The 26,176-nt window shown below is 30.4% G+C and carries 21 protein-coding genes; 13 read left to right on the top strand and 8 right to left on the bottom strand.

Features of this window, described 5'->3' with window-relative positions; all coding sequences use genetic code 11:
• Positions 1–24: 24 nt before the first annotated feature.
• The 6 genes from CW731_RS01615 (at position 25) to CW731_RS01590 (ending at position 8,337) form a co-directional block, all read left to right on the top strand.
• Complete coding sequence (locus tag CW731_RS01615; RefSeq protein ID WP_198519840.1) at positions 25–2,985, top strand: amidohydrolase family protein; 2,961 nt, start codon at positions 25–27, stop codon at positions 2,983–2,985.
• Positions 2,986–2,990: 5 nt separating this feature from the next.
• A complete protein-coding gene (locus CW731_RS01610) occupies positions 2,991–4,286 on the top strand; it encodes an amidohydrolase family protein (protein ID WP_100945074.1) in 1,296 nt (431 codons plus the stop codon).
• A gap of 205 nt (positions 4,287–4,491) precedes the next feature.
• Entirely contained in the window at positions 4,492–5,289 is a 798-nt protein-coding gene (locus tag CW731_RS01605) for an RNA methyltransferase (protein WP_100945073.1), read from the top strand.
• A 3-nt stretch (positions 5,290–5,292) separates the two neighbouring features.
• Positions 5,293–6,036: a polyphosphate--glucose phosphotransferase gene (gene ppgK / locus CW731_RS01600; protein ID WP_100945072.1), complete on the top strand. Its 744-nt coding sequence runs from the start codon at positions 5,293–5,295 to the stop codon at positions 6,034–6,036.
• A 150-nt stretch (positions 6,037–6,186) separates the two neighbouring features.
• Positions 6,187–6,951, top strand: coding sequence for a hypothetical protein (locus CW731_RS01595; RefSeq protein WP_157812167.1), 765 nt, complete (start codon positions 6,187–6,189; stop codon positions 6,949–6,951).
• Between the two features lie 153 nt (positions 6,952–7,104).
• The gene (locus CW731_RS01590) at positions 7,105–8,337 is read left to right on the top strand and encodes a M48 family metallopeptidase (RefSeq protein ID WP_100945070.1); all 1,233 of its coding nucleotides are present in this window, start codon (positions 7,105–7,107) and stop codon (positions 8,335–8,337) included.
• On the opposite strand, the gene CW731_RS01585 is transcribed toward CW731_RS01590, so the two are convergent.
• Positions 8,334–8,810, bottom strand: coding sequence for a hypothetical protein (locus CW731_RS01585; RefSeq protein ID WP_100945069.1), 477 nt, complete (start codon positions 8,808–8,810; stop codon positions 8,334–8,336). The two genes, CW731_RS01590 and CW731_RS01585, sit on opposite strands and share 4 nt — an antisense overlap.
• A gap of 117 nt (positions 8,811–8,927) precedes the next feature.
• On the opposite strand from CW731_RS01585, the gene CW731_RS01580 reads away from it, so the two are divergent.
• The 3 genes from CW731_RS01580 (at position 8,928) to CW731_RS01570 (ending at position 12,982) form a co-directional block, all read left to right on the top strand.
• Entirely contained in the window at positions 8,928–11,150 is a 2,223-nt protein-coding gene (locus CW731_RS01580) for a bifunctional (p)ppGpp synthetase/guanosine-3',5'-bis(diphosphate) 3'-pyrophosphohydrolase (RefSeq protein WP_100945068.1), read from the top strand.
• 72 nt (positions 11,151–11,222) lie between these two features.
• On the top strand, positions 11,223–11,672 hold the full coding sequence (locus CW731_RS01575; RefSeq protein WP_100945067.1) for a Fur family transcriptional regulator: 450 nt from the start codon (positions 11,223–11,225) through the stop codon (positions 11,670–11,672).
• Positions 11,673–11,710: 38 nt separating this feature from the next.
• Positions 11,711–12,982: an adenylosuccinate synthase gene (locus CW731_RS01570; RefSeq protein ID WP_100945066.1), complete on the top strand. Its 1,272-nt coding sequence runs from the start codon at positions 11,711–11,713 to the stop codon at positions 12,980–12,982.
• An 80-nt stretch (positions 12,983–13,062) separates the two neighbouring features.
• Here CW731_RS01570 and CW731_RS01565 read toward each other — a convergent pair whose 3' ends face one another.
• The 6 genes from CW731_RS01565 to nirK all read right to left on the bottom strand — a co-directional run bounded on the left by CW731_RS01565 (position 13,063) and on the right by nirK (position 19,991).
• Positions 13,063–14,859 (bottom strand): hypothetical protein, encoded by a 1,797-nt coding sequence (locus CW731_RS01565; protein WP_100945065.1) that lies wholly within the window; start codon positions 14,857–14,859, stop codon positions 13,063–13,065.
• A gap of 148 nt (positions 14,860–15,007) precedes the next feature.
• A complete protein-coding gene (locus CW731_RS01560) occupies positions 15,008–16,261 on the bottom strand; it encodes an alginate export family protein (RefSeq protein WP_100945064.1) in 1,254 nt (417 codons plus the stop codon).
• Between the two features lie 44 nt (positions 16,262–16,305).
• Complete coding sequence (gene ric / locus CW731_RS01555) at positions 16,306–17,028, bottom strand: iron-sulfur cluster repair di-iron protein (RefSeq protein WP_100945063.1); 723 nt, start codon at positions 17,026–17,028, stop codon at positions 16,306–16,308.
• Between the two features lie 4 nt (positions 17,029–17,032).
• Entirely contained in the window at positions 17,033–17,743 is a 711-nt protein-coding gene (locus CW731_RS01550) for an SCO family protein (protein ID WP_100947594.1), read from the bottom strand.
• Position 17,744: 1 nt separating this feature from the next.
• Entirely contained in the window at positions 17,745–18,470 is a 726-nt protein-coding gene (locus tag CW731_RS01545; protein ID WP_232734702.1) for a formylglycine-generating enzyme family protein, read from the bottom strand.
• Between the two features lie 66 nt (positions 18,471–18,536).
• A complete protein-coding gene (gene nirK / locus CW731_RS01540) occupies positions 18,537–19,991 on the bottom strand; it encodes a copper-containing nitrite reductase (protein ID WP_100945061.1) in 1,455 nt (484 codons plus the stop codon).
• 91 nt (positions 19,992–20,082) lie between these two features.
• Here nirK and CW731_RS01535 point away from each other — a divergent pair, with 91 nt between their 5' ends.
• A complete protein-coding gene (locus CW731_RS01535) occupies positions 20,083–20,577 on the top strand; it encodes an Rrf2 family transcriptional regulator (protein ID WP_232734701.1) in 495 nt (164 codons plus the stop codon).
• The gene (locus tag CW731_RS01530) at positions 20,574–21,794 is read left to right on the top strand and encodes a hypothetical protein (RefSeq protein ID WP_100945059.1); all 1,221 of its coding nucleotides are present in this window, start codon (positions 20,574–20,576) and stop codon (positions 21,792–21,794) included. Before CW731_RS01535 ends, CW731_RS01530 begins: the two co-directional genes overlap by 4 nt.
• On the opposite strand, the gene CW731_RS01525 is transcribed toward CW731_RS01530, so the two are convergent.
• Positions 21,763–23,199, bottom strand: a complete 1,437-nt coding sequence (locus CW731_RS01525) for an aspartate aminotransferase family protein (RefSeq protein WP_100947593.1) — start codon at positions 23,197–23,199, stop codon at positions 21,763–21,765. The genes CW731_RS01530 and CW731_RS01525 overlap by 32 nt on opposite strands.
• Before the next feature lie 217 nt (positions 23,200–23,416).
• On the opposite strand from CW731_RS01525, the gene CW731_RS01520 reads away from it, so the two are divergent.
• Together CW731_RS01520 and CW731_RS01515 are read left to right on the top strand one after the other, a co-directional pair.
• Complete coding sequence (locus CW731_RS01520) at positions 23,417–24,961, top strand: OstA-like protein (RefSeq protein ID WP_100947592.1); 1,545 nt, start codon at positions 23,417–23,419, stop codon at positions 24,959–24,961.
• On the top strand, positions 24,962–26,146 hold the full coding sequence (locus tag CW731_RS01515) for an aspartate aminotransferase family protein (protein WP_100945058.1): 1,185 nt from the start codon (positions 24,962–24,964) through the stop codon (positions 26,144–26,146).
• The last annotated feature ends 30 nt before the right edge of the window (positions 26,147–26,176 follow it).

Raw genomic sequence — 26,176 nt, 5'->3', positions numbered from 1 at the left:
AATTCAAATAACTATATCAAACTTATGAGAAAACTACTCTTATTCTTCTCGTTTTTGTTGTCAATTTCTTTGCATTCGCAAGATTATTTTCCAACAGATGCAGGAGTAAAAACAACAGACAACACATTAGCAGCATTTACCAATGCGACTATTTATGTGACACCAGAAAAGGTGATTAAAAACGCCACTTTACTAATTGAAAACGGTAAAGTGATACAGGTTGGTACATCTGTTAAAATTCCTAAAGGCGCAAAAATTGTAGATCTTTCAGGAAAGACAATCTATCCTTCTTTTATCGATTTGTATTCAGATTTTGGAATTAAAAAACCCAAAAGAGCTTCTAGCAACTCTAGAAGTACACAATATGCAGCTTCTCGTGAAGGTTATTACTGGAACGATCACGTGAGACCAGATGTAAATCCTATAAAAAATTTCTCTTTTGATTCTAAAAAAGCAAAAGAATTGATAAGCGCAGGTTTTGGTGTTGTAAATACACATATGCAAGATGGTATTATTCGTGGAAACGGGTTACTAATTGCATTAAATCCTAATTCTTCGGATGCTTATAGAATGTTAGATACAAAATCTGCTCAATATTTATCATTTTCTAAAAGTGCAACTTCTAGACAAGCATATCCTAGTTCTAGAATGGGTGCAATGGCATTATTACGTCAAATGTATAATGATGCTGCTTGGTATGCAAATGGCAACATGAAAAATAAAGATTTGGCTTTAGAAGCTTTAAATAGTAATAAAAACTTGGTTCAGATTTTTGAAACAGGGAATCTATTAGATGCTTTAAGAGCAGATAAAGTGGGTGATGAATTCGGAATTCAGTACACTATTGTTGGTTCTGGTGACGAATTTGAAAGAATTGGTGACATTAAAGGAACTAATGCAAACTTTATAATTCCTATTAACTTTAGTAATGCTTTTGATGTTTCTAATCCGCTTTTAGCGCAACAAATCTCTTTAAGAGACATGCGTAAATGGAATCAAGAACCATCTAACTTAAAAGTATTATCAGAAAACGGCGTTAATTTTGCATTAACTACACGTTCTTTAAAATCTGTAAAGTCTTTTCATAAAAACTTACAGAAAGCGATTAAGTATGGTTTCGATAAAGAAAAAGCGTTGGCTTCTTTAACTACAATTCCTGCAACTATTATTGGTAACAATGCTATCGGAAACTTAAATACAGGAAGTTATGCAAACTTTATTGTAACTTCTGGAGATATTTTTGATGCAAAAACTACCATTTATGAAAACTGGGTTCAGGGAGACAAAAATGTAGTAAATGATATGACTATTAAAGACATTACAGGAAATTACATGTTATCTGTAAATGGTAAAAACTACGATTTAACTATTTCTGGTAAAGGTGCTAAACAAACGGGTGCTATTAAAATGGGTGATAAGAAAGTAAAATCTAAATTTTCTTTCACAGATGATTGGATTGCAATCACATTAAATGAAGATAGTGTTTACACAAGAATGATGGGTAAAGTTATAAACGCTGCCAATGTAATGCAAGGAACTGCTTTTGACACTCAAGGAAATGAAACTTCTTGGTCTGCAAGTAAAAAAGTAAAAAAAGACAGTAAGAAAAAAGAAGATAAGAAAAAGAAAGAAGATGCTATTGTGGTGCTTCCAGTAAGTTATCCTAATCTTGGTTTTGGAAATTATAAGTTACCAGAAACGGAAACTATTTTAGTTAAGAATGTTACGGTTTGGACAAGTGAAGATGCAGGTATTTTAGAAAATACAGATGTTCTTTTAAAAGATGGTAAAATATCTAAAATTGGTAAAAACTTAAAAGCAAGAAGAGCAACAGAAATTGATGGAACAGGAAAACATTTAACTGCTGGTATTGTAGATGAACATTCTCATATTGCAGCTTCTGCTGTTAATGAAGGTGCACAAAACTCTTCTGCAGAAGTAACGATGGAAGATGTAATAGATCCTAATGACATCAATATTTATAGAAACCTTTCTGGAGGAACAACTTCTTCGCAAATATTACATGGTTCTGCAAACCCAATTGGTGGGCGTTCTGCAATCATTAAACTGAAATGGGGAGAAAGTGCTGCAAATATGATTTATGACAATTCACCAAAATTTATAAAATTTGCTTTGGGAGAAAATGTAAAACAATCTAGAAGCTCTAATGGAGTCCGTTTTCCTCAAACAAGAATGGGTGTTGAACAAATGTTTACCGATTATTTTACAAGAGCACAAGAGTATGAAGCTGTAAAGAAAAGTGGTAAAGAGTATCGAAAAGATGATGAAATGGAAACGTTGGTTGAAATTTTAAACGGAGAACGTTTTATATCTTGTCACTCTTATGTACAATCAGAAATAAACATGTTAATGAAAGTTGCTGAGAAATTCAATTTTAGAATCAACACTTTTACACATATTCTAGAAGGCTACAAACTTGCCGATAAAATGGCAGAACATGGTGTTGGTGGTTCTACTTTTTCAGATTGGTGGGCTTACAAATACGAAGTTAATGACGCAATACCATACAATGCTGCAATTATGCACAATGCTGGTGTAACGGTTGCTATAAATTCTGATGATAGAGAAATGTCTAGACGTTTGAATCAGGAAGCAGCTAAAACTATTAAATATGGTGGCATGTCTGAATTAGAAGCATGGAAAATGGTGACTATCAATCCTGCTAAATTATTACATATCGATGATAAAGTGGGTAGTATAAAAGAAGGTAAAGATGCAGATGTTGTTTTATGGAGCCATCACCCAATGTCTATTTATGCAAAAGTAGAAAAGACAATTGTAGATGGTACTATTTATTTTGACAGAGCTGAAGACATTAAAAAACGTGAAGCTATCAAGATAGAAAAAAGTAGATTGATTACCATGATGATGAATGAAAAAATGAATGGTGGTAAAACAAAAGCACCAATGAAAAGAAAAGATATAAATTTTCACTGTGATACTTTAGAAGAACTTAAAAACTAAAAAAGATGAAAAAAATAATATATAGTTTGCTATTCTTCTTCTTAGTAGGAAATAGTATCGCACAACAAACACCTGCAGACAAACAAACCACCGCTTTTTCTATTGAAGGTGCAACGGCACATTTAGGAAACGGACAAGTAATAGAGAATTCTCTAGTTATGTTTAACGAGGGTAAATTAACGTTTGTTGGTAGCGCAATGGTAAAAATTGCAAGACAAGGAGCTGTTATAAATGCAAAAGGAAAACATGTATATCCTGGCTTTATTGCTGCAAATGCTACGTTAGGTTTGGTAGAGATAGATGCTGTAAAAGCAAGTGATGACGAAGATGAAATTGGTATTATGAATCCGCATATTAGAAGTTTAATAGCTTATAATTCAGAAAGTAAACTTGTAGAATCTATGAGGCCAAATGGTGTTTTAATGGCACAGGTAACTCCTAGAGGCGGTACTATTTCTGGTACATCTTCTATTGTACAATTAGATGCTTGGAATTGGGAAGACGCTTCAATTAAAACAGATGATGGTATTCACATGAATTGGCCTTCTAGTTTTACTAGCGGAAGATGGTGGTTAGGAGAAGATCCTGCTTTAAAACCAGATACTAAATATGCTGGAAAAATTGAGGATATAAAATCTTACTTGATGAATGCTAAAGGTTATTTAGCAGGTAATAAAGAGAAAACTCACTTGCCTTATCAAGCTACACAGGGTTTATTTAATGGTTCTAAAAAACTTTTTATTCACGTAAACGGACAAAAAGAAATTACAGATGCTATTACCATAGCTAAAGAATTAGGTATTAATAACCTTGCCATTGTTCGTGGAGAACATGCAGATAAAGTAGCAGACTTATTAGTAAAAAATAATGTTGCTGTAATTTTAGAAAGACCTCACAGAAATCCAAATAGCGAAGATGATTCTTATGATTCTACGTATACGATTGCTAAAACTTTAATAGATAAAGGTGTTTTGGTTAGTTTGGGTATGGAAGGACAAATGGAACGTATGAATACTAGAAACCTTCCTTTTTACGCAGGTACTTTTGCTGCTTTTGGTTTAGACAAAGAAGTCGCTTTACAGTTAATTACGTTAAATACCGCTAAAATTTTAGGAATCGATTCTTTTACAGGTTCTTTAGAAGTTGGTAAAGACGCAACTTTATTTATTTCTGAAGGAGATGCTTTAGAAATGCGTGGTAATATTTTAACAAATGCTTTCATTCAAGGTAGAAAAATTAGTTTAGAAACACACCAAACAGAACTTTGGAAACGGTACTCTAACAAATATAAAACAAAATAAATTGTTTTATTAAAATCAAAAAAGGCTCGCTATTCGCGAGCCTTTTTCGTTAAAAACAGTTAACAGTAAAAAAACTAAACAATCTTCTTTTTCTTAGCAATAAGTTTTTAGGTGATTCACCTAAAAGTTTATGTTTCATTACATTTACAAATATTGTACAAATTGTCTGTTTTCACAATACCTATAATTAGGTATATTTGTATCGATGAAAGAAATTACGAGTATACAAAATTCTTATATTAAAGAGCTTCTAAAATTACAAGAGAAATCTCGAGAACGTAAAAAAACAGGACTTTTTATTATTGAAGGAAAAAGAGAAATATCACTTGCAATTGCTGCAGATTATGAGTTCGACACTATTTTATATTTTGATGGATTAATTTCTGAACAAGAAGTTTTACACCTCTTTAATTCAAATATAAATAGAATCTTAATATCTAAAGAAGTCTATCAAAAATTAGCGTATAGAGATTCTACGGAAGGAATAATTGCCGTTACAAAAGCAAAAAACTTCTCTTTAGAAAACATTCAATTTAAAAATAAGAAGCCGTTAATATTAGTTGCTGAAGGTGTAGAAAAACCAGGAAATATTGGTGCCCTTCTAAGAACCGCAGATGCAGCAAATATAGACGCTGTTTTTATTGCAAACCCTAAAAGCGATTTGTACAATTCTAATATTATTAGATCTAGTGTTGGTTGTGTTTTTACAAATCAAATAGCAATAGGAACTTCCGAAGAAATCATCGAATTTCTTAAAGAAAATAATGTTAGAATTTATGCCACCACTTTACAGAATTCAAACGAATATCACAAAGAAAAGTACACAGAAGCATCTGCAATTGTTGTAGGTACAGAAGCAACGGGGTTAACTGCTGTTTTTAGAGAAAAAGCGACGCAGAATATAAACATACCAATGCAAGGAAAAATAGACTCTATGAACGTTTCTGTTGCTGCTGCCATTGTTTTATTTGAAGCAAAAAGACAAAGAGATTTTAAAATATAAAGTATGAAAATGTTAGGGATAGATATTGGTGGTTCTGGAATTAAAGGAGCTATCGTAAATACAAAAACAGGCGAATTACTAACTGAAAGATTTAGAATTGCAACACCAAAACCTGCAACACCAGAAGCAGTTGCTAAGGTTGTAAATGAAATGATTGCACATTTCGATTGGAAAAAAGCAGTTGGCTGTAGTTTTCCTACAACAATTGTAGACGGCAAATGCATTCACTCTGGTAATTTGAGTCCGAAATGGTTGAATATAAAAGTAGATAAATTATTCAAAAAGGAATGCAAACTTCCATTTTATGTAAGTAATGACGCAGATTTGGCTGGTTTAGCTGAAGTAAGTTTAGGTGCTGCAAAAGATGAAAAAGAGGTTGTACTTGTAATTACAATTGGCACAGGCATTGGCTCTGGCTTATTTTATGATGGAAAATTAATTCCGAATTTAGAAGTTGGTAGAATGTTACATACCAATGGTGAAATTATTGAGTTTCACACAGCCGATTCTGTACGAAAAAAAGAAGACTTGTCATTAGAAGATTGGGCAAAAAGATTCGATTCTTTGTTAGAATATGTTCGTATTGTCTTCACACCAAGCTTAATTGTTTTGGGCGGCGGAATTAGCAAAAAATTTGACGATTTTAAACAATATCTAACCACAGATGTAACCGTTAAAGTTGCTGAATTCAGAAATAATGCAGGTATTATTGGTGCTGCAATGTATGCAAGTAAAAAGTGTAAATAAACGGTATTTCTACTTCTTTTCAATTTCTTCAATTCAAATTCAAAAAAAATAAAAAGCCAATTTGTTCTGCCTCTAAACTTAAAAATAGCGCTTCGCTAAGCGCTAAAACGAAACCAGATACGTGTTAACCCAAGATGTAATTAAATAAAAATGATGAATAAAAAATGGCTATTATATATAATGTTTGTGTTTTCGAACATTCTGTATTCTCAAAATGAAAAAGATTCGCTAGAAATTGCTGTTATTCATGAAACTTTACCGTTTTATTTAAATACCAATCCAAATTCAGTGGCCTCATTTTTAAAAGGTAACGATACCTATAACGTAATGTACAATGCCTTGCGTTCTCATCCAGATCCAAAACACGTAAAAAAGATAAATGCATATGCAGATTCTATAAAAAATATAATCACTTCAAAAAAAATTCAAGTTTTAACAATCGACACCTTGTACCAATATTCGTATCAGCCAATGGCATACGAAGACTTGAGGAAAAAAGGTGATTGGAAAAAAAAACAGGAATCTTTAAGAGATGAATTTAAACGAAATAGATTCGTTAGACTCGATAGGCCTATTAGTATCGAATTCGTTGATTTGATAAAAAAGCAAATAGATTCTAAGCAATTAAAACGAGTTATTAACTTAACCGATTTAAATAAAGGACATTATGAATTCATTGATAAATCTTCGGGTTGTCAGGATTCCTTGTTTTGCATGGAAGGTATTCGAGTCTTTAGGCCAACCTTTAATGAAAAAAAAGACAAAGCTTGTTATTTAATTAGTTTTGAGTGTAAATCTGAAAGAGTTTGTAGAGATTTTTTATTTATTGAAAAAATAAATGAGAAGTGGTACTATGTTGACTCTTATCCATCCAGTCAAATAAGTCAAGAAATAATGGCCCTTAACAAAAAGTAATAAAGGTGTGTGTCAAAAAGAAAGATAGTACACCAAATTTATCATTTGAAAGTAAAATTATAAACTTGGCTAAATATGAACCCGAAAACAAGTGGATTTTGATCCCTTTCTATTATTATAAAGAACCGTTAGTTAAACTTCAAAAACAAACAAATGACTCCAACTACCCTATTTTACATATTAATCTCCATTTTAGTCATTAGTTTTATTATTGATAAAATTCTAGATACGTTAAATGCAAAACATTTTGATGATAAAATTCCTACAGAATTAGCAGATGTTTATGATAAAACCGAATACAAGAAATCGCAAGCCTATAAAAAGACAAATGAGAAATTCTCTAATATTAGCGGTACTTTCTCATTTGCATTAACACTTCTTTTCTTTTTTGCAAACGGATTTAAATATCTAGATGATTTTGCAAGAAGTTTTACAGACAATCCTATTTTAGTCGCACTTATTTTCTTCGGAATTATTATGTTAGGTTCAGACATCTTAACAACACCTTTTTCCTATTACAAAACATTTGTTATAGAAGAAAAATTCGGATTTAATAAATCTACAAAAGCAATATTTTGGTTAGACAAACTAAAAGGTTGGTTGATGACTATTTTAATTGGTGGCGGAATTTTAGCAATCATTATTTGGTTTTACCAGCAAACAGGAAAAAATTTCTGGATCTATGCGTGGATTTTAGTAGCTGTTTTCTCTTTGTTTATGAATATGTTTTATGCAAAACTAATTGTACCACTATTTAACAAACAAACGCCTTTAGAAGACGGAGAATTAAAGTTCGCCATAGAAAAATATGCAATTTCAGTTGGTTTTAAAATCAATAATATTTTTGTGATTGATGGCTCTAAACGTTCTACAAAAGCAAATGCTTATTTTTCTGGTTTTGGTTCTCAGAAAAGAATCACACTTTTTGATACCTTGATAAACGATTTAGAAACCGAAGAAATAGTAGCTGTTTTAGCACATGAAGTTGGGCATTACAAGAGAAAACACATTGTTTTTAATTTGGTAACATCTATTCTTCTAACGGGCTTTACGCTGTTTATTTTGTCTCTATTTGTCAATTCTCCATTGTTCTCTGAAGCTTTGGAAGTTTCGAAACCTAGTTTTCATATTGGTTTAATAGCATTCGGAATTTTATATTCGCCAATATCTGAAATTACAGGTTTGTTTATGAATTACGTGTCAAGAAAATTTGAATATCAAGCAGATAATTTTGCCAAAGAAACTTTTGCTTCAAAACCTTTAATTACGTCACTAAAAAAATTGTCGAAAAATAGTTTGAGTAATTTAACCCCTCATCCTGCGTATGTTTTTATGCACTATTCACATCCAACTTTGTTGGAAAGAATTAAAAATTTGAAAAACTAATTCTTTTCTATAACAGAATAAACTATTTCATTAATCATTTTTTTATACTTAGCGTCCGCATTAATATCTAACATTATTGTAAGTTCTATACTTGTTTTTTTATTATATTTAAGATAATAGACTTCCTTTATAAAATCAATTCCTTCTTTATTAATAGTTCCTTTCATAAATAATACTTTCTTTCCACGTATCATTTTCTCCCCTTTAATCTTCATTTTTTTTGATACAAATAAAGCATCTAATTTTAATTTTTGTTGATTATAAGAAATGGGTAGAAATAATGCAACAACTAAAGCATTTGGTTTTTTTGAAACATACATATTTGCATAAACGTTTGTAAAAACATTTTTATCTATATCAATTATCACCTTCACTTTTTGCATCTCAAAAAGATTCTCTTTTTTACCTCTATCTTGCGAATATGCATTTAAACCTAAAAAAAGTAATACTAAAACTAAACGAATGTTTTTCATTTTGCAAAAATAGTAAATAATAATATTCATAAATTTAGAAAACGAAAAACTTGTTTGTTAAAATTCTTATTCCTAAATTCACTTAAGATTATTAATAATAAATCTTCAAAGTAATTTATGCAATACACAGCAACCATAGAAGAAGAAAATAAGGAAATTGCAAGCAGATATAAACATCTGCTAAAAGGTACTTATGAAATTTTATCTGTAGAAGATAAAAAACTTATAAGAAAAGCCTTTGAAATTGCTGTAGATGCACATTCTGAACAACGCCGAAAAACTGGCGAACCTTATATTTTTCATCCTATTGCAGTGGCAAAAATTGTTGCTACAGAAATTGGACTGGGCGCAACTTCTATTGCTGCAGCTTTGTTACATGACGTTGTAGAAGATACCGATTATACCATAGATGATATGGAGCAATTGTTTGGAGAAACCATTGCTAGAATTGTAAACGGGCTCACAAAAATTTCTCGTTTAAATAAAGAACAAGACGTTTCTATACAAGCAGAAAACTTTAGAAAAATGCTCTTAACATTAAATGATGATGTGAGAGTTATTTTGATAAAAATTGCAGACAGATTGCACAATATGCAAACTATGGATGCAATGCCTGCTTATAAACAAGTAAAAATTGCCTCTGAAACATTATATATTTATGCGCCTCTGGCTCACAGATTAGGTTTGTACAATATAAAGACAGAACTAGAAGATTTAGGTTTAAAATACACAGAACCAGAAGTTTTTAATGATATTGTTACCAAGATAAAAGAGAGCAAAGAGGATCAAAAAAAATACTTAGAAACTTTTGCGGAAACATTAAAAAAAGGCCTTGATAAAGAGAATTTCACATACGATATAAAAGGTCGTTTTAAATCCATTTATTCTATTCGTAGAAAAATGCGAAAGCAAAATGTTACTTTCGAAGAAGTATATGACAAATATGCAATTAGAATTATCTATACACCTACTTCTGGTGATGATAAATTTGATGCTTGGAAAATTTACACCATTGTAACAGATTATTTTAAACCAAACCCAACACGATTAAGAGATTGGATTTCGCAACCTAAATCTACGGGTTATGAAGCCTTACACATTACAGTTATAGGGCCTAGTGCACAATGGGTAGAAGTACAAATTCGTTCTAGTAGAATGAATGAGATTGCAGAAAAAGGCTACGCAGCTCATTTTAAATACAAACAAGGAAACAGTAATGAGAGCGGTTTAGAGACTTGGTTAAACAAATTAAAAGAGTCTTTAGAAAACCAGAGTTTAAATGCTGTTGATTTTGTTGAAGAATTCAAATTGAATTTATATGCAAAGGAAATTTATGTATTTACACCAAAAGGAGATTTAAAATCGTTACCAAAAGATGCATCAGCCTTAGATTTTGCCTTTTCTATACATACAGATGTTGGTTTAAAATGTAGAGGAGCAAAAGTAAACGGTAAATTAGTACCGCTTAGCCATACCTTAAAAAGTGGCGATCAAATAGAGGTTATTACAACTTCAACCAATAAACCAAATTCAAGATGGTTAGATTTCGTTATTACTGCAAGGGCAAAAACAAAAATTAGAGCCGCTTTAAAAGATGAAGAAAAGAAAATTGCAGAAGAAGGGAAAGCTATTTTAACAAGAAAGTTACGTCATTTAAAAATTCCTTTTAATGAAAAGACAATTAATGAGCTCGTTAGCTTCTTTAAGATAAGAACAAGTTTCGATTTATTTTATAGAATTGGTAGTGGAGCTATAGATAACACAAACCTAAAAACATATGTTGCCCAAAGAAATAGTACAATCCTTAATTTCTTTAAAACAAAATTAAGAAGAACTCCTTCCGGTAATAAAGAGATTGTAGAATCTGATGAAGTAACAAGTAAATATGATGCTTTAGTTTTTGGAAAAGAAGAAGAAAAACTAGATTACAAACTATCTAAATGCTGCAACCCTATTCCTGGAGACAGTGTTTTTGGTTTTTTAACTATTAATGAAGGTATTAAAGTTCATAAAAAGAATTGTCCGAATGCAATTTCATTGCAATCTAACTACGCTTATAGAATTATGCTTGCAAAATGGATAGACTCTACCAAGCAAGACTTTAAAGTCTTTTTACTTATTAGTGGTGTAGATAATAGAGGTATTATTAACGATTTAACTAAAATTATCTCTAGCAACATGGGCGTATTTATTAATAGTATAAATATTGCTGGTAATGAAGGCGTTTTTGAAGGTAAAATAAGCTTAAGCGTTAAGAATAGTAGCCAATTAAACAAACTAATAAAAAGTATTCAGAAAGTAGAAGGTGTTAAAAAAGTAGATCGCGTGAATAGTTTGTAAATATCCTATTCAAAAAAAGTATTTTATTCAGAAATAACTGTAAATTTGTTCTTTCGTAAAAATTTTAAGAAAATGAGTAATTCTCTTGAAAATCAAGAAGTAGTAAAAAAAGTATTTACGTCATATTTAGAAGAGAATAAGCACAGAAAAACGCCTGAGCGTTATGCTATTCTTCAAGAAATTTATGATGCAGATGAACATTTTGATATAGAGTCTCTCTATATTAAGATGAAAAACAAGAACTATAGAGTTAGTAGAGCAACGCTTTACAACACTATAGAAATTTTGTTGAATTGTGGTTTGGTAAGAAAACATCAATTTGACGGGCAATCTATGGCGCGTTATGAAAAAAGTTACTTCGATAAAAATCATGATCACGTAATATTTACAGATACAGGTGAGGTAAAAGAATTCTGTGACCCTAGGATTCAAATTATCAAAAAAACAATTGAAGATATTTTTGATATTGATATTAAAAATCATTCCCTCTATTTTTACGGAACAAAAAAGAAAAATTCTTAATTAACAATACAACAATAAACAACTAATTAACACAACTAATGGCTGTAGATTTATTACTCGGATTGCAATGGGGAGATGAAGGAAAAGGTAAAATTGTAGATGTTTTAACAACAAACTATGATATTATTGCACGCTTTCAAGGAGGCCCAAATGCAGGACATACATTAATTTTTGATGGACACAAACACGTTTTACATACAATTCCTTCAGGAATTTTTCACAAAACAGCATTAAATGTTGTTGGTAATGGCGTAGTTATAGATCCTGTTATCTTTCAAAAGGAATTAGAAAATTTAGACAAGCATAAAATTGATTATACTTCTAAATTATTAATCTCTAGGAAAGCACATTTAATTTTACCTACACACAGGTTATTAGATGCAGCTTCAGAAACGTCTAAAGGAAAAGCAAAAATTGGTTCTACTTTAAAAGGAATTGGCCCTACTTATATGGACAAGACTGGTAGAAATGGAATGCGTGTTGGAGACCTAGAGTTAGAAAACTGGAAAGAAAAATACCACGCTTTAACTGCGAAACATTTAGGAATGTTAGATTATTTTAACATTGAAATTGAATATGATTTAGATGAGTTAGAAGCCGAGTTTGATAGAGGAATCGACAAATTAAGAACTTTACAATTTATTGATAGTGAAGAGTTTTTAAACCAAGCTATAAAAGATAAAAAAACAATTTTAGCAGAAGGAGCGCAAGGTTCTTTGTTAGATATTGATTTTGGTACATATCCTTTTGTAACTTCATCTAACACAACAGCCGCAGGTGCTTGTACAGGTTTAGGTGTTGCACCAAATAAAATTGGTGAAGTTTTTGGAATTTTTAAAGCCTACACAACACGTGTTGGTTCTGGTCCTTTTCCAACAGAGTTGTTTGATGAAGATGGAGCTGAAATGGCTAGAATTGGTCATGAATTTGGCGCAACTACAGGAAGAGCAAGACGTTGTGGTTGGTTAGATCTAGTAGCATTAAAATATGCCGTAGATGTAAATGGAGTTACACAGTTAATTATGATGAAAGGAGATGTACTTTCTGGTTTTGACACCTTAAAAGTATGTACTTCTTATAATTATCAAGGAAAAGAAATTTCTCATTTTCCTTACAACATCGAGCCAGAAAATATCTCTGTAAACTATTCTGAATTTAAAGGTTGGGATGAAGATTTAACAAAAATGACTTCTGCAGATCAATTACCACAGAATTTATTGGACTACGTTGCTTTTATTGAAAAAGAAACAGGTGTTCCTATAAAAGTAGTTTCTGTTGGTCCAGATAGAAAACAAACTATTAATAGATAATTATCTATTAATTTATAAATACAAAAAAAGCATCTTTTAATTTTTAAAAGATGCTTTTTTTGTATTCTATAGATACTGTATTAAATATTTTCTATTGCTACACCTACTAAAATTAACTTCTTCTGTTCTATCTGAAGTGCATTTAAAAGCGCTTCTTTTTGATTTACAAAAGACTCTTTCTGAGCCTTAAATAATTTATCATAATAACGAATACCTTCTTCTAAATTATTTTTAAATTTCAATAAATATCGTAATTGTTTTTTATCAATACTGGTCTTTACATCAGCTACTTTTTCTTGTAAGTGTGTAATATAAAGAGATAACTCTTTAATAAATATGTTTGGTCTGTCTGTGCGAGTCATCATATTTTTTCTGCCATAAATATGATCTGTAATGTCACGTAAAGTCATAATATTCTCAAAATAAGCCATATTTGGACCTGGACAAACAGAAACACCGGCTCCAATTTTCTTTGTACTCATATCATTTAGAATTAATGTAGCAGTACTTAGCCCTACACAAATACAAGATTTTTCTATAATTTTATTATGCTTTTGCTCTTTGTCTTCTGCTGAAATATCTAAAGAATCTAACTCTTTTAATTTTAAATATTGATATTCTCTAGAAGCTGTACACAAACCTGATTCTTTAAATTCCTTATTTAAAGCGATAAATTTATTCGGACAAGCACTTCCTGGTCTGTTTTTATTAATAAACTGTTGCTTTTCTAAATCTTTTGTATTTCCTTTAAGTGTGTTAAACGGAACACCTAAAGGCGAAGTATTGCTTAAATACAAATCTTCTTCTTTTGCTTTTGCTAACTTTTCCATCGTTTTTTCATCAACGCTAGTTGCTTCTGGTACTAATAAAAATGGACTTCCCCAGCCTACAGAATCTAATTGATATTCTTCCATTAGAAAAGAATGCTCTTCATCTGTACCAACGCCACCTTGAGTTGTAATTTTTAAAGCTAACTCTTTAGTAGGTAAAACTCTATTCGATTCCTTAAGAGCTTCAATCAATAATGTTTTGGTTTGAATTTTTAAAGATTCTTTATTTACTTTAAATTCCTCTAATACTGGGCCTAATAAAAAACCATCGGTTGCAAATGCATGTCCACCACAATTTAAGCCAGATTCTATTCTATATTCTGAAACCCATAACCCCTTTTTAGCTAGAAATTTTCCTTGAATAAAAGCAGATCTATAATCACTTACTTTTAGAATTATTTTCTTTTTAATGTTTCCATTTTCATCAGGAAAAAAATCATCAAAATTACTGATGTATGAATACAATCTTGGGTTCATTCCTGCAGAAAGTACTAATGAAGAAGACAATTTACTATTAGAATACCCTCTTAAAGCAGCATGAGCGTCATTATATTCAATAGGTAATAGTTCTTTATTTAGGTAATTACCTTTATCTACCTTGGTCATAATATTAACATCTATACTACCCATAGTTAAATTTTTACAAACCCAATCTTTTAACCTAGAAAAAGGAATTCCATTTTCTGTGAGTTTCTCATATTCTTTTTTTAACGAAGAATATTCAGGTAACATAAAAATATAGTCTTTTAATGCCTTGCTTTTTATAGAAGATATATTTTTTAATTGATGTAGTTTTTCTTCAGTTTGTTCATGCATTAAATTTAAATAAGAAGTAATTCTCTTTGCTCTAAAATCATCCACTTTATCGGATATTTCTTTATAAGGAATTTCAAATTTCTCACTATACAATTTTCGTAGCTTTTCTAATAAGATATCATCTACCAAAGATATTACGGAATCGATGCCATATTGAGCTACTTTTAAAGGTGAATCTATTGTAAACCCTATTCCCATTACAGGGATATGAAACGAGTGTGTTCTTTTCATCTTTTAATTTATATTTTAAATAAGCCTACAATGTATTCTTATTTACTTTCGTAAAACATGACTATTATCATTAAACAATTTGAAAAATAAAAAAGTCTCTTTTCCTGATTTACATCTTAAAAGAGACTTTTCGTTAACTAAAAAAAAACTATTTTGTAGCAAATAAGGTTGGTTTAAAGGTTATCATTAACCAAGTCCAAGAATTATCTGCAGAACTATCTCCATTTTTTAAAACTTCCAAAGAATCCGTTCCAAACATTTTAGAAAAACCTCCATTTAACAGTACGTTTTCAGCAATTTTATATCCTAGAACAACATCAATTTCAGTTCCTAAATTAGTGTTCATTTTAGAACTTCCTTTGTAAACATCTGCTGCAGACGAAAATAAATGAGGAATTACTTTTGCAGAGAATTTATTTTTAGAATAACTTAATGTTGCATTAATATCTACTAAGCCCACAGAATTTATATGATTTCCTACATAAAAATAGTCCATAAAACCATTAAATTTATGGTTGGTTCCAAACACAGGGTTAAAAGATTTTATTTTAGTACTTGTATCATTCATATCCTTTCCAGACAAGTACTCTGCTCCTAGCCCAAAATTAAATTCTTCTGAAACGTTGTATTTTATGTTTCCACCAAAATAGTTTGCACTCACAGAATTCTCTAGAATCTTTCCAGTTTGAAAATAAACGGATCCATCTAAAGATAGTTTACCTAACTTATAAGTAACTCTAGATCCAAAAGTTTGGGAGTAATTTAATTCTTCTTCGGTTTTAGAATTCAAAAACTCAACACCATTATTCAATGCTAAAAAACTCAATCCTAAATTATTAATAGCTGTATGATACCAAGCAAATTGAAACGTTTTATAACCAGCCACATTTGTATATACTGAATTTGTAAGTTGCTCTGCATCGTTATTTAAAGAATATCCCAATTCTAATTTCCCATTTTCTGAAGTTTTTATTTTTGCAATAGCAGCATCAAAACTTCTAGCTTGTTGCGCCCAACCAACATTTCCAAAAATTCTACTATCATCATAAATTATTTCTTGACGGCCAAATTTTAAAGAAAAATTATCGGTAAATTGATATGCTGCCCACGCTTGATGAAAAGAATTTGCATTGTCTTTAGAAGCCAACGTACTTACATCTCCCCAAACTCTAACGTTTTGTAAAGAAACACCAAGCGTCAATTTTTCTTGTTGGTAGTCAAAATTTAAGCGCGTTCTTTGAGATATAAAATTAGCACCTTCTTCCCCTGACTTTATCAATGTTTTGTAACCATGCCTGTTTTCAAAACGAGGTCTAATTTCTGATGATAACTTAAATGATTGAGCCGTTATTAAAACGGTAAAAAAGAGTGTTATTATTGTAATAAGGTTTATTTTTTTCATAATTTTAAGTATAAAATTATAGTTTCAATATTTTAAAATGAAAATTATTGATTGTTTTTTTGCTCTAAAAGAATTGCTTTAGGAAACAAAATATTATTTTCTAAGTGAATATGTTGATGTAAATCTTGCTCGAACTCCTCTAGTTTTGCATACAAAGCTTTAAACGTATTACAAGCTCCTTCTGGTGGTGTATAATTGTTAGAAAGTTCTTTTATTTCCTTAAGAATATCGCCTGCGTTTTCATGCTCTTCTTCCATCATTTTTATTGGATTGTTTACCGTACCAAAATGTGGAGTCTTTACTTTTATACCTGCTTTGTCTGCTTTTACTAATTGCTTAATAAAAGGAAATAAAATAAGCTCTTCTTTTTTCATGTGTGCAGCTAACTCTTGTGCAACCGCTTTAAATAAGGTATTAATTTTGATAACTTCTGCATAATGATGCCCATGAACTTTGGCTACTCGTTCTGCATATTGTAATACTAAGGGGGTACTTTCTGCAACATAACTATGATGAATATTCTCTATATGATCTGCTAAAAAATCTAGTTTCCAGCTATCATAATTATAAGCCTTAGAAACTGGATTGTTCATATTTGATAGTTCTTTTGCCAAAGTTTCATAAGAAATATTATTTTTTTCACATGCTTTTTTAATCGAAATTCCTCCGCCACAACAGAAATCAATTCCATGTTTTTTAAATATATCTGCTGTTTTTATATTGCTAGTAACAACTTCTGCTACAGTGTTATTTTCTGTTATATTCATAATTTTATTTTTGAACTGTTTCTATAATCTTTGTAATTGTTTCTTTATTATCTACACCTAATCCTTCTTGTTGATGCACCAATTCTCCTTGTGGATTAAACACACTTATAATATTTGAATGCGAAAAATCTAAAGGTGAAATTTGTTTGTATTTTAATGCTAAAACATTAGAAAACTCTCTAATTCCAATTTCTGTACCTTGTAAAAAAGTCCATTCTTCACCATCAATGTAATTTTCTATCGCAAATTCTTTTAGTCTTTTTGGGGTATCATTTTTAGGATCTATGCTCACTAAAACATACTGAATATCTTTTTTATATTCAGCCGGAATTTTACCTTCAATATTTCTCATATCAGCAGTTAGTCTAGGACAAGCAGCTTTACAAGTAGTGTAAATCATCACCATTACCAAAGTTTTACCTTTTAGTTCTTTTAATGTGATTGATTTTCCTTCTTCTGTATTCCAATTTGACGTTAAATTAAAGATAGATTCGTCAGAAATTTCATCACTTATTACTTTTGAAGCTTTTCTTGAATTTGATTTTAAATCCATTTCACAAACAGGACAAATACCTTTTTCTGAATATACTTTCTCCCCTTCACATTTCATGGGGCATTGATATTCAACCTTACTACTTTCTTTTACTGCTTTTTTATCACAAGAAACGAATAATGTAACTGTTACAATTAATAGTATATATGTTAGTTGTTTCATTTTAATTTGTTTTATCATCTTTTACACATCTAAAACCAAGGTTTCTCATGGAATATCTTGCTTTTAAACTTCCTCTTATTGCATATCGCATAAATGCTGCATAATTCATTAAATCTGTTGCATTTATGGCTGCGCTTCCGCAGAATAAATTACTATCTTTATCTACATCTTTTCTAGATTCACCAGAAATTAAAACAGAATTAAAATCTGAAGTCCATTCCCATACCAAACCATGTAAATCATAAACTCTCCAATAATTTCTAAATGTAGAACCAATGGTTTGATTAAATGTTTTTGGCTTTTCGTACCATCCCAAAATAAACTGATTGTAGGCTTCTTCTTTTCTTGCATCTGGCATTGTTTTGTTTGCCATAGCTACATATTCCCATTCATCTACTGTTGGCAATCTTTTTCCTTGGCTTTCACAATAACTTTTAGCAGCAAACCAAGAAACTTGAGTAACTGGTGATTTTAATTTTTGATTTACATTTAGAGTTGTATCTGTTTTCCATTCTCTTAAATAACTTCCATCAACAAATAATTTAATAGTTTTACTTCTTTGCCATTTAGGGTGTTTTTTAATAAAAGCTAAATATTCCTTGTTGGTAACAGGATAAACATCCATCAAAAAATCATTTATAGAAACTTTCATAGAATCTCTACCGTAAAGTGGAATATAGTTTCCTCCTTTAATTGGTACCATTTTAGATTGACAATTTGTGATCATTGAATTTAGAAAAAGTATGCAAATTGTCAATCTTAAAATAGTTTTCATAGAATTTGAATTAAGTAATTAGTGACTGTTTTTAACTTCTTTTACTGTATTTATGCTAACGTTTGTTTTATTATTTCCCCAAGAATTATATACATAGGTCATAACATCTGCCACCTCTTCATCTGTTAACGTTTGCTTGGTCATTACACTATTATATTTTTTACCATTTACAGTAATTTCACCTGTTTTACCATTTAAAACAATACCAATAGCTCTTTTTACATCTGCATTTAAGTAATCTGACTTTGCTAAAGGAGGAAATGCATTCGGTATTCCTTGTCCTTCTGCTTGGTGACAAGCAAAACAAGTTTTCATATACACATTTTTACCATCTTTAAGTTTCTGAGCCAATGTCTTATTTGAAGACTGTACAGCAACTTCTTTCTTTGTATTATCTGGCATTGTTTGAATTGTACCTCCTTCTGGAAGATAGATTCCTTCTTGCTTTACACCCGAGTATAGTTTTTTGTTTTCTTCTCCTGTTACTTTTAACATTCCTAATGCACCTTTATTAAAAGCTCTAAAAATAGCGTGATCTACAATAATAAATGTTCCAGGAACTTCTACTTTAAATTCTACAATTGCTGCGCCACCAGAAGGAATTGATGTTGTTTGTACATTTGTATTAATTAAATCTCCACCTTCAATGTGTACTTTATCAAAAATTTCTCCAATAACATGAAAAGATGAAGTTAAATTTGGGCCACCATTACCAACATATAAACGAACCGTTTCACCAACATTTGCAGTAATTGCATCGTCACCTGTTAAAGCACCAACTTTACCATTAAACACCACGTAATCTGCTTCTTCTTTTATTGCTTTTGTCATATCAAAAGGTTGTAATCCTCTTTCTCCATTTTCTCCTTTAGTGTAGAAATCTCCTTGCATAATGTAATACTCTTTATCTACTTTAGGTAAACCTCCTTCTGGTTCTACTAAAATTAAACCATACATTCCGTTAGCAATATGCATTCCTACTGGTGCAGTAGCACAGTGATACACATATAAACCAGGGTTTAATGTTTTAAAAGAAAAAGTTTTTTTATGACCTGGTGCAACAAAAGAAGAAGTCGCTCCACCTCCAGGACCAGTTACCGCATGCATGTCTATATTATGAGGTAATTTATTATCTGGATGATTCGATAGTGTAAATTCTACTTCATCTCCTACTCTTGTTCTTATAAAGCTCCCTGGAACAGAACCTCCAAAAGTCCAATAAACATATTTTACACCATCAGTCATTTCACCTTCCTTTTCAAGAATTTCCATGTTTACTAACAGCTTTTTTGCAGTTCTATCTCCAACTGGCGCTGGCACAAAGGGTGGCGAAGTTAATTCTGCATCTATCGTTCCTTTTATATAGATGTTTGCAGTATCTACCATAGCTATTTCTTTCTTCTCTTCACTTTTACAACTTGTTAGCAGCAAGCTTGTAATAGTTAATAAACACACTGTTTTTAAAAGTTTCATTTCTTTAGTTTTAAGTTAATCTTTCTATTATTAATAAAAGATATTTATATCTTTTATTAAACAAATTTATGGTACTTTTAAAGTAAGAAATATGACAATTATCATAAAAAGATGTTTTTATCTTTTTATTTTTGTAGAAAACAAAACCATGTTGTCAAAAGCAAGTAAATATGCAATAATTGCAGTTTTATACCTTACAAATACAGCGACCAAAGAGAAAAAAATAAGCGCTAAACAGATTGCTGAAAAATTAAAAATACCAGCTCCTTTTTTAGCAAAAACGCTACAAGAACTAACAAAAAAGGAGATAATATCTTCTATTAAAGGACCTCATGGAGGGTTTTATTTATCTAGAAAAAATGAAAAATATTCACTTTTTGATATTATTGATTGCGTTGACGATATCGAAAAATTTAACCAATGTTATTTAGGCCAACTTCAGTGTAGCGATGAAAGCCCTTGTGTAGTTCACCATTTATATATGCCTTTTAAAAATGAATTGATAAAAAAACTTAAAACAAAAACAATTTTAGAAATGGCAAATGAATATAAAATAAATAACAACTTGAATGAAATTATAAAATGATAATTATAAAAAAACACATTTTAATTAGTCTTTTTTATTTTCTAGTAGCAGCTAGTTTAGGTGTTTTATTGCGACTTTTTCCTGTTGTAGCTGTAAGTGCTAACTATAAATATATTGTACATACACATTCGCATATTGCTTTATTGGGCTGGGTATATGTTGCTTTAACTTCATTAATATTTTACTTATTTATAAAAAAAGAAGCTGTTAAAAGATATGCTGTTGTTTTTTGGTGTACTCAAATAACAATTATAGGAATGTTGGTCAGTTTTCCTATAACTGGCTATGCATTGTTTTCAATAATATTTTCTACCTTATTTCTAATTTGTACCTATTGGTTTTATGCCCTTTTTAGAAAAAATAATGCCTGTAATAAGGCAAGTTATACTTACAAATTTATAAATACTTCGCTCCTATTTATGGTCTTTTCTAGCATCGGACCTTGGGTTATAGGAATTATTATGAACACCCTTGGAAATTCTTCTCATTGGTATAAAAATGCTATTTATTTCTATTTACATTTCCAATACAATGGTTGGTTTATTTTCTGTTTATTAGGGTTGTTTTTCTTCTTTTTGGAAAAAAAGAAAATAAAGGTTCAGAAAAACAGTATCAAAAAACTTTACATATTGATGCTTTTAGGTTGTATATGCACCTTATTTTTATCGTTTTTATGGATAAAACCACCAGTGTATATTTATATTATTGCTTTTATTGGAGGTTTTCTACAGATTATAGCCCTTTTTAAATTTTATCAAATTATTAATAATATCAAACCTGAATTATCTAAGAAACTAAGCCCTTTTTTATTTCAGTTACTAAAACTTATTTACCTACTTTTTATCTTTAAAATAGTGTTACAGTTTGTTAGTTCAATTCCTTATTTTGCTGAATTAATATCGCAAATTATAGATTTTGTAATTGGTTATTTACACCTTACTTTTTTAGGATTGGTAAGTTTAAGTTTATTCGTTTTCTTATATTATTTTAAAATATTAAGACTTTCAAAAATTTGGTTAATAATCTACCTTACAGGCTTTGTTATTTCTGAATTTTTAATTTTTTATAAAGGTTTTTGTAATTGGCAACAACTATCTATATTCGATAATTATCACCAATTTTTAGTACTGGTTAGTGCACTTATTCCTATAGCACTTTTAGGGATATTTGTTCAGAATTGTAAGGCTATTTTTTCCACTCAGAGAGTACTTCAATAGCAAATGCATCACATTGACTTAATGTTTCTTTAATGTGACCTAAAGTTGTTTTAGGGTTTATTAAACACATTCTAATTACAATCTGATTCTGTAAAACTGTAGTTACCAAAAGTGCTTCTTTAGAGGCAACAACTCTAGCTGAAATTTCTTGATTTAGTGTATCTATTTCTTTTTCAGTTAAATTTAAACCTAAAGGATTGTATCTAAAATTAATAATTGCTAAGGTTGCTGGTGAAACTATTTCCCAGTTTTTACTTTCTCTTAACAAATCTTCCGTTTGGTCTGCTAAATCAATATTATACGTAATGGCTTTTTTAAAGGTTTCTAATCCGTAAGTTTTTATAGACATGTAAAACTTTAAAGCTCTAAATCTTCTAGTTAACTGAATACCGTAGTCATAAAAATTAATTTCCGACTCATTCCCTTCAATATCTCTTAAATACTCTGGTTTTTCACTAAACGTATTGCTTAACCAAGAAGCATCTTTCACTAATAAACAGCCTATTTCATAAGGTTGAAAAAACCATTTATGAGGATCTACAGTTAAAGAATCTGCACGTTCTATTCCTCGTAAAATTTTACTTCCTTTTTTAGATAAAATTGCAGCGCCACCATAAGCACCATCAATATGAAACCAAAGATTTTCTTTTTCACAAATGTCTGCCAACGCATCTAAAGGATCTACCGTTCCTGTATTTGTTGTACCAGCAGAAGCAATAATACAAAAAGGTTTTTTCCCTTCTAATTTATCTTTTGCAATTTCGTTCTTTAGTTTATTAATACTAAACTTAAATTCTATATCTGTCGGTATTATTTTTACTTGTTCCTTTTTAAAACCTAATACTCTAATTGCTTTTATATTTGAAGAATGGGCTTGGTCTGATAAATAGATAACAGCATTAGAAAAATCGTCTCCACACTTTACCTTTCTTGCAGTAGCTAAAGCTGTTAAATTTGCCATAGAGCCACCACTTGTAAAGATTCCGCCACCTTTTGTTACCGGAAAATCAAACATTTTTAACAACCAGTTTAACGTAACAATCTCTAATTCTGCTGCTGCAGGAGAAACAATCCAACCGCCAGAAAAAATATTGAATCCGGTTGCTAAAGAATCTGCCATTGTACTAATAAAGTTACTTGGTCCAGGAACAAAAGAAAACGCTTTTGGGTGGCTAGAAATATTACTATTAGGAATTACATTTTCCATTACAAAGTCTAAAACTTTGTCTGCATCCATTCCTTTCTCCGGAGCTTCTTGCAAGAAAACAGCATCCATTTCTACCCTAGTTGCACTAGAAACTGGCTTTTTATTTTCTATTTGGTCGTAATGGCTTACAATTAAATCTACAATCTTATAACCGTAAGATTTCATTTCTTCAACAGATAAATCAAAAAAGGAATTCATTATTTTTATTTTTTTTGCAAAACTACAAGATATTCTGTTCATAGAAGCGATAAATAGTACCTTTATAAACGAGTAAGTATTCGGTTAAATTTCACTTTTCTTTAGTAATCAACTATAATCTTTTCAGTATTTTTGTACAAAACAGCATCTTTTGAAAAAATTCTTAGTGTTCTCTTTTCTCTTATATTCTATTTTAGGTTTTTCACAATCTAAAAAAATGATTTATTCCTCTGAGCAACAATATGTTGATGAAGAGAAATACCCTGGTGCAACTGTTTTACTTGGAAACGTTAAAATGACGCATGAAGGTGCTGTTCTTACTTGTAAACAAGCCTTATTTTATCAGAAAGAAAACTTTTTTAAGGCACTTCAAAATGTTATTATCAAACAAGGAGATACCATTACGCAAACGAGTGATTACTTAGATTATGATGCAAATTCTAAACAAGCATTATCTTGGGGAAATGTAGTTTTAAAAGATCCTGAAATGACGTTAACTACAGATACTTTACAATTCGACAGATTAAATCAAAAATTATATTATCAAAGTTATGCAACTATAAAAGATCAAACAAATACCTTAAATAGTAAAAACGGAAACTATTATTTAGAAACCAAAAAATTTACAGCAACTACTAAAGTTACCGTTGTAAACCCAGAACACAATTTAGTTTCGAATCATTTAGATTATTATACAAATTCTGGTTTAACATACTTGTATGGTCCATCAACCATTACTAATACCCAAAATGAAAATAGAATTTATTGTGAACGTGGCTTCTATAACACAAAAACAGATATTTCTTATTTTGTAAAAAATGCGAAACTCTATTTAAAAGAAAGAACAGTAGAAGGTGATAGTTTGTATTACGATAAAAAGAAAGGTTTTGCTTCTGCAACAAACAATATTCAAGTAATAGACACCGTAAAAAACTTTGTAACTAGAGGAAATTATGCCGAAATATTTGAAGAAAAAGATTCCCTTTTTATCATTAAAAGAGCCGTTGCTATTTCTATTGTAGACAAAGATTCAACCTTTATTCATGGAGATACTTTGTTAGTTACTGGTATTCCTGAAAAAAGAATAGTAAGAACCTACCATAATGTTAAAATATTTAAATCTGATTTACAAGGAAAATGCGATTCGATATATACAGATCAACAAAGCGGAATTACTAAAATGTTTAGAGATCCGGTTTTATGGTCAGACGGAAACCAAATTACTGGCGATACAATCCATTTAATTTCTAACGTAGAAACAGAGAAATTAGATTCTTTAAAAGTCTTAAACAATGCTTTTATTGTCTCTAAAGATTCTTTATCTGTAAACGAATTCAACCAAATAAAAGGTAGAAATATGTTTGGTAAATTTAAGGAAAACAAACTCCATTTACTTTTAGTAAAAGGAAATGCAGAATCGGTTTATTACAATAGAAATGAAGAAACAAATATTATAGAAACCATTACAAAAGAAATTTCTAGTAATATAGAATTCACCCTTGATAAAGGGCAAATAGAAACAATAAAATATTTAAAAACTTCGGAAGGAAAAACCTATCCTCCTTCAAAATTTCCTGAGGAAGATAAAAAATTACAAGGTTTTATTTGGCGAGAAAACGAACAACCTAAAACGCAAGAAGATATTTTTAAAAAAGATAAAGGCGAAAAAACGCCTATTAAAAGCGATAAGGACGTTATAAAACCTTTACTAATTATCGATCCTAAAAAAAGTAAAAAAGAAATTACTACAAAGAACAAATAGATGAAAGATGATTTCTTTAAATACCAAGCACAGACTTCTCCTCACCCACTAGCTATAGAAGTTTCGCATGCAAAAGGAAGTTATATTTATGATACTTCAGACAAAGAATATTTAGATTTTGTGGCGGGCGTTTCTGCGAATAGTTTAGGTCATAACCATCCAAAAGTTACAGAAGCAATTAAAAATCAGTTAGATTCTTATGCACATGTTATGGTTTATGGTGAATTTATTCAAAAGCCACAAGTAGATTTATGTAAGCTTTTAGCACAGAATTCTCCCAAAAACCTAAATGCTGTTTACATTACAAATTCAGGAACAGAAGCTACTGAAGGTGCTTTAAAATTAGCCAAAAGAGTTACAGGTAAATTTGAAATTGTTGCTGCAAAGCACTCGTATCATGGGAATACTATGGGCGCAATGAGTGTTTCTGGTGTAGAAAGACAAAACCAAGCATTTAGACCATTAATTCCGGGTACAAAATTCATCATCTATAATAATGAAGCTGATTTAGAATACATCACTCCCAAAACTGCTGCTGTTATTTTAGAAACTATTCAAGGTGGTGCTGGTTTTATAGAACCTAAAAATGGGTTTTTATCAAAAGTAAAAAAGAGATGTGAAGAAGTTGGTGCACTTTTAATCTTAGATGAAATTCAATCAGGAATTGGTAGAACGGGTACTTTTTGGGGATTTGAAAATTACAATGTCGTTCCAGATATCATAATCACAGGAAAAGGTTTGGGTGGCGGTATGCCAATTGGCGCTTTTATTTCTTCTTCTACAATGATGGGGGCATTAAAAGACAATCCTAAATTGGGTCATATCTCTACATTTGCAGGACATCCTGTTATTGCTGCTGCTGCTTATGCCACCCTAACAGAAATATTAAGCGAGAATTTACTTTTAGAAAGTTTACGCAAAGAACAAATTATTAGAAAACAGCTACAACATACTGCTATAAAAGAAATTCGAGGAAAAGGACTAATGTTAGCTGCACTCGTTGAAACACCTGAACTTGCTGCTCAAATTATCTTAAAGTGTTTAGAAAACGGATTGATTCTCTTCTTTTTATTATTTGAAGGTCGAGCAATGAGAATTACGCCTCCGCTTACAATATCAGACAAAGAACTTGTAAAAGGGTGTGAAATTATTCTTAAAAGTATCAATCAAGTATTAAAAACTTAAAATACTAACTTACAGTTAATTAACTACAAA

Origin of the sequence: Polaribacter sp. ALD11 (assembly GCF_002831685.1) — a bacterium.
Classification (GTDB): domain Bacteria; phylum Bacteroidota; class Bacteroidia; order Flavobacteriales; family Flavobacteriaceae; genus Polaribacter.
This window is presented reverse-complemented; position numbering and strand designations above follow the sequence as displayed.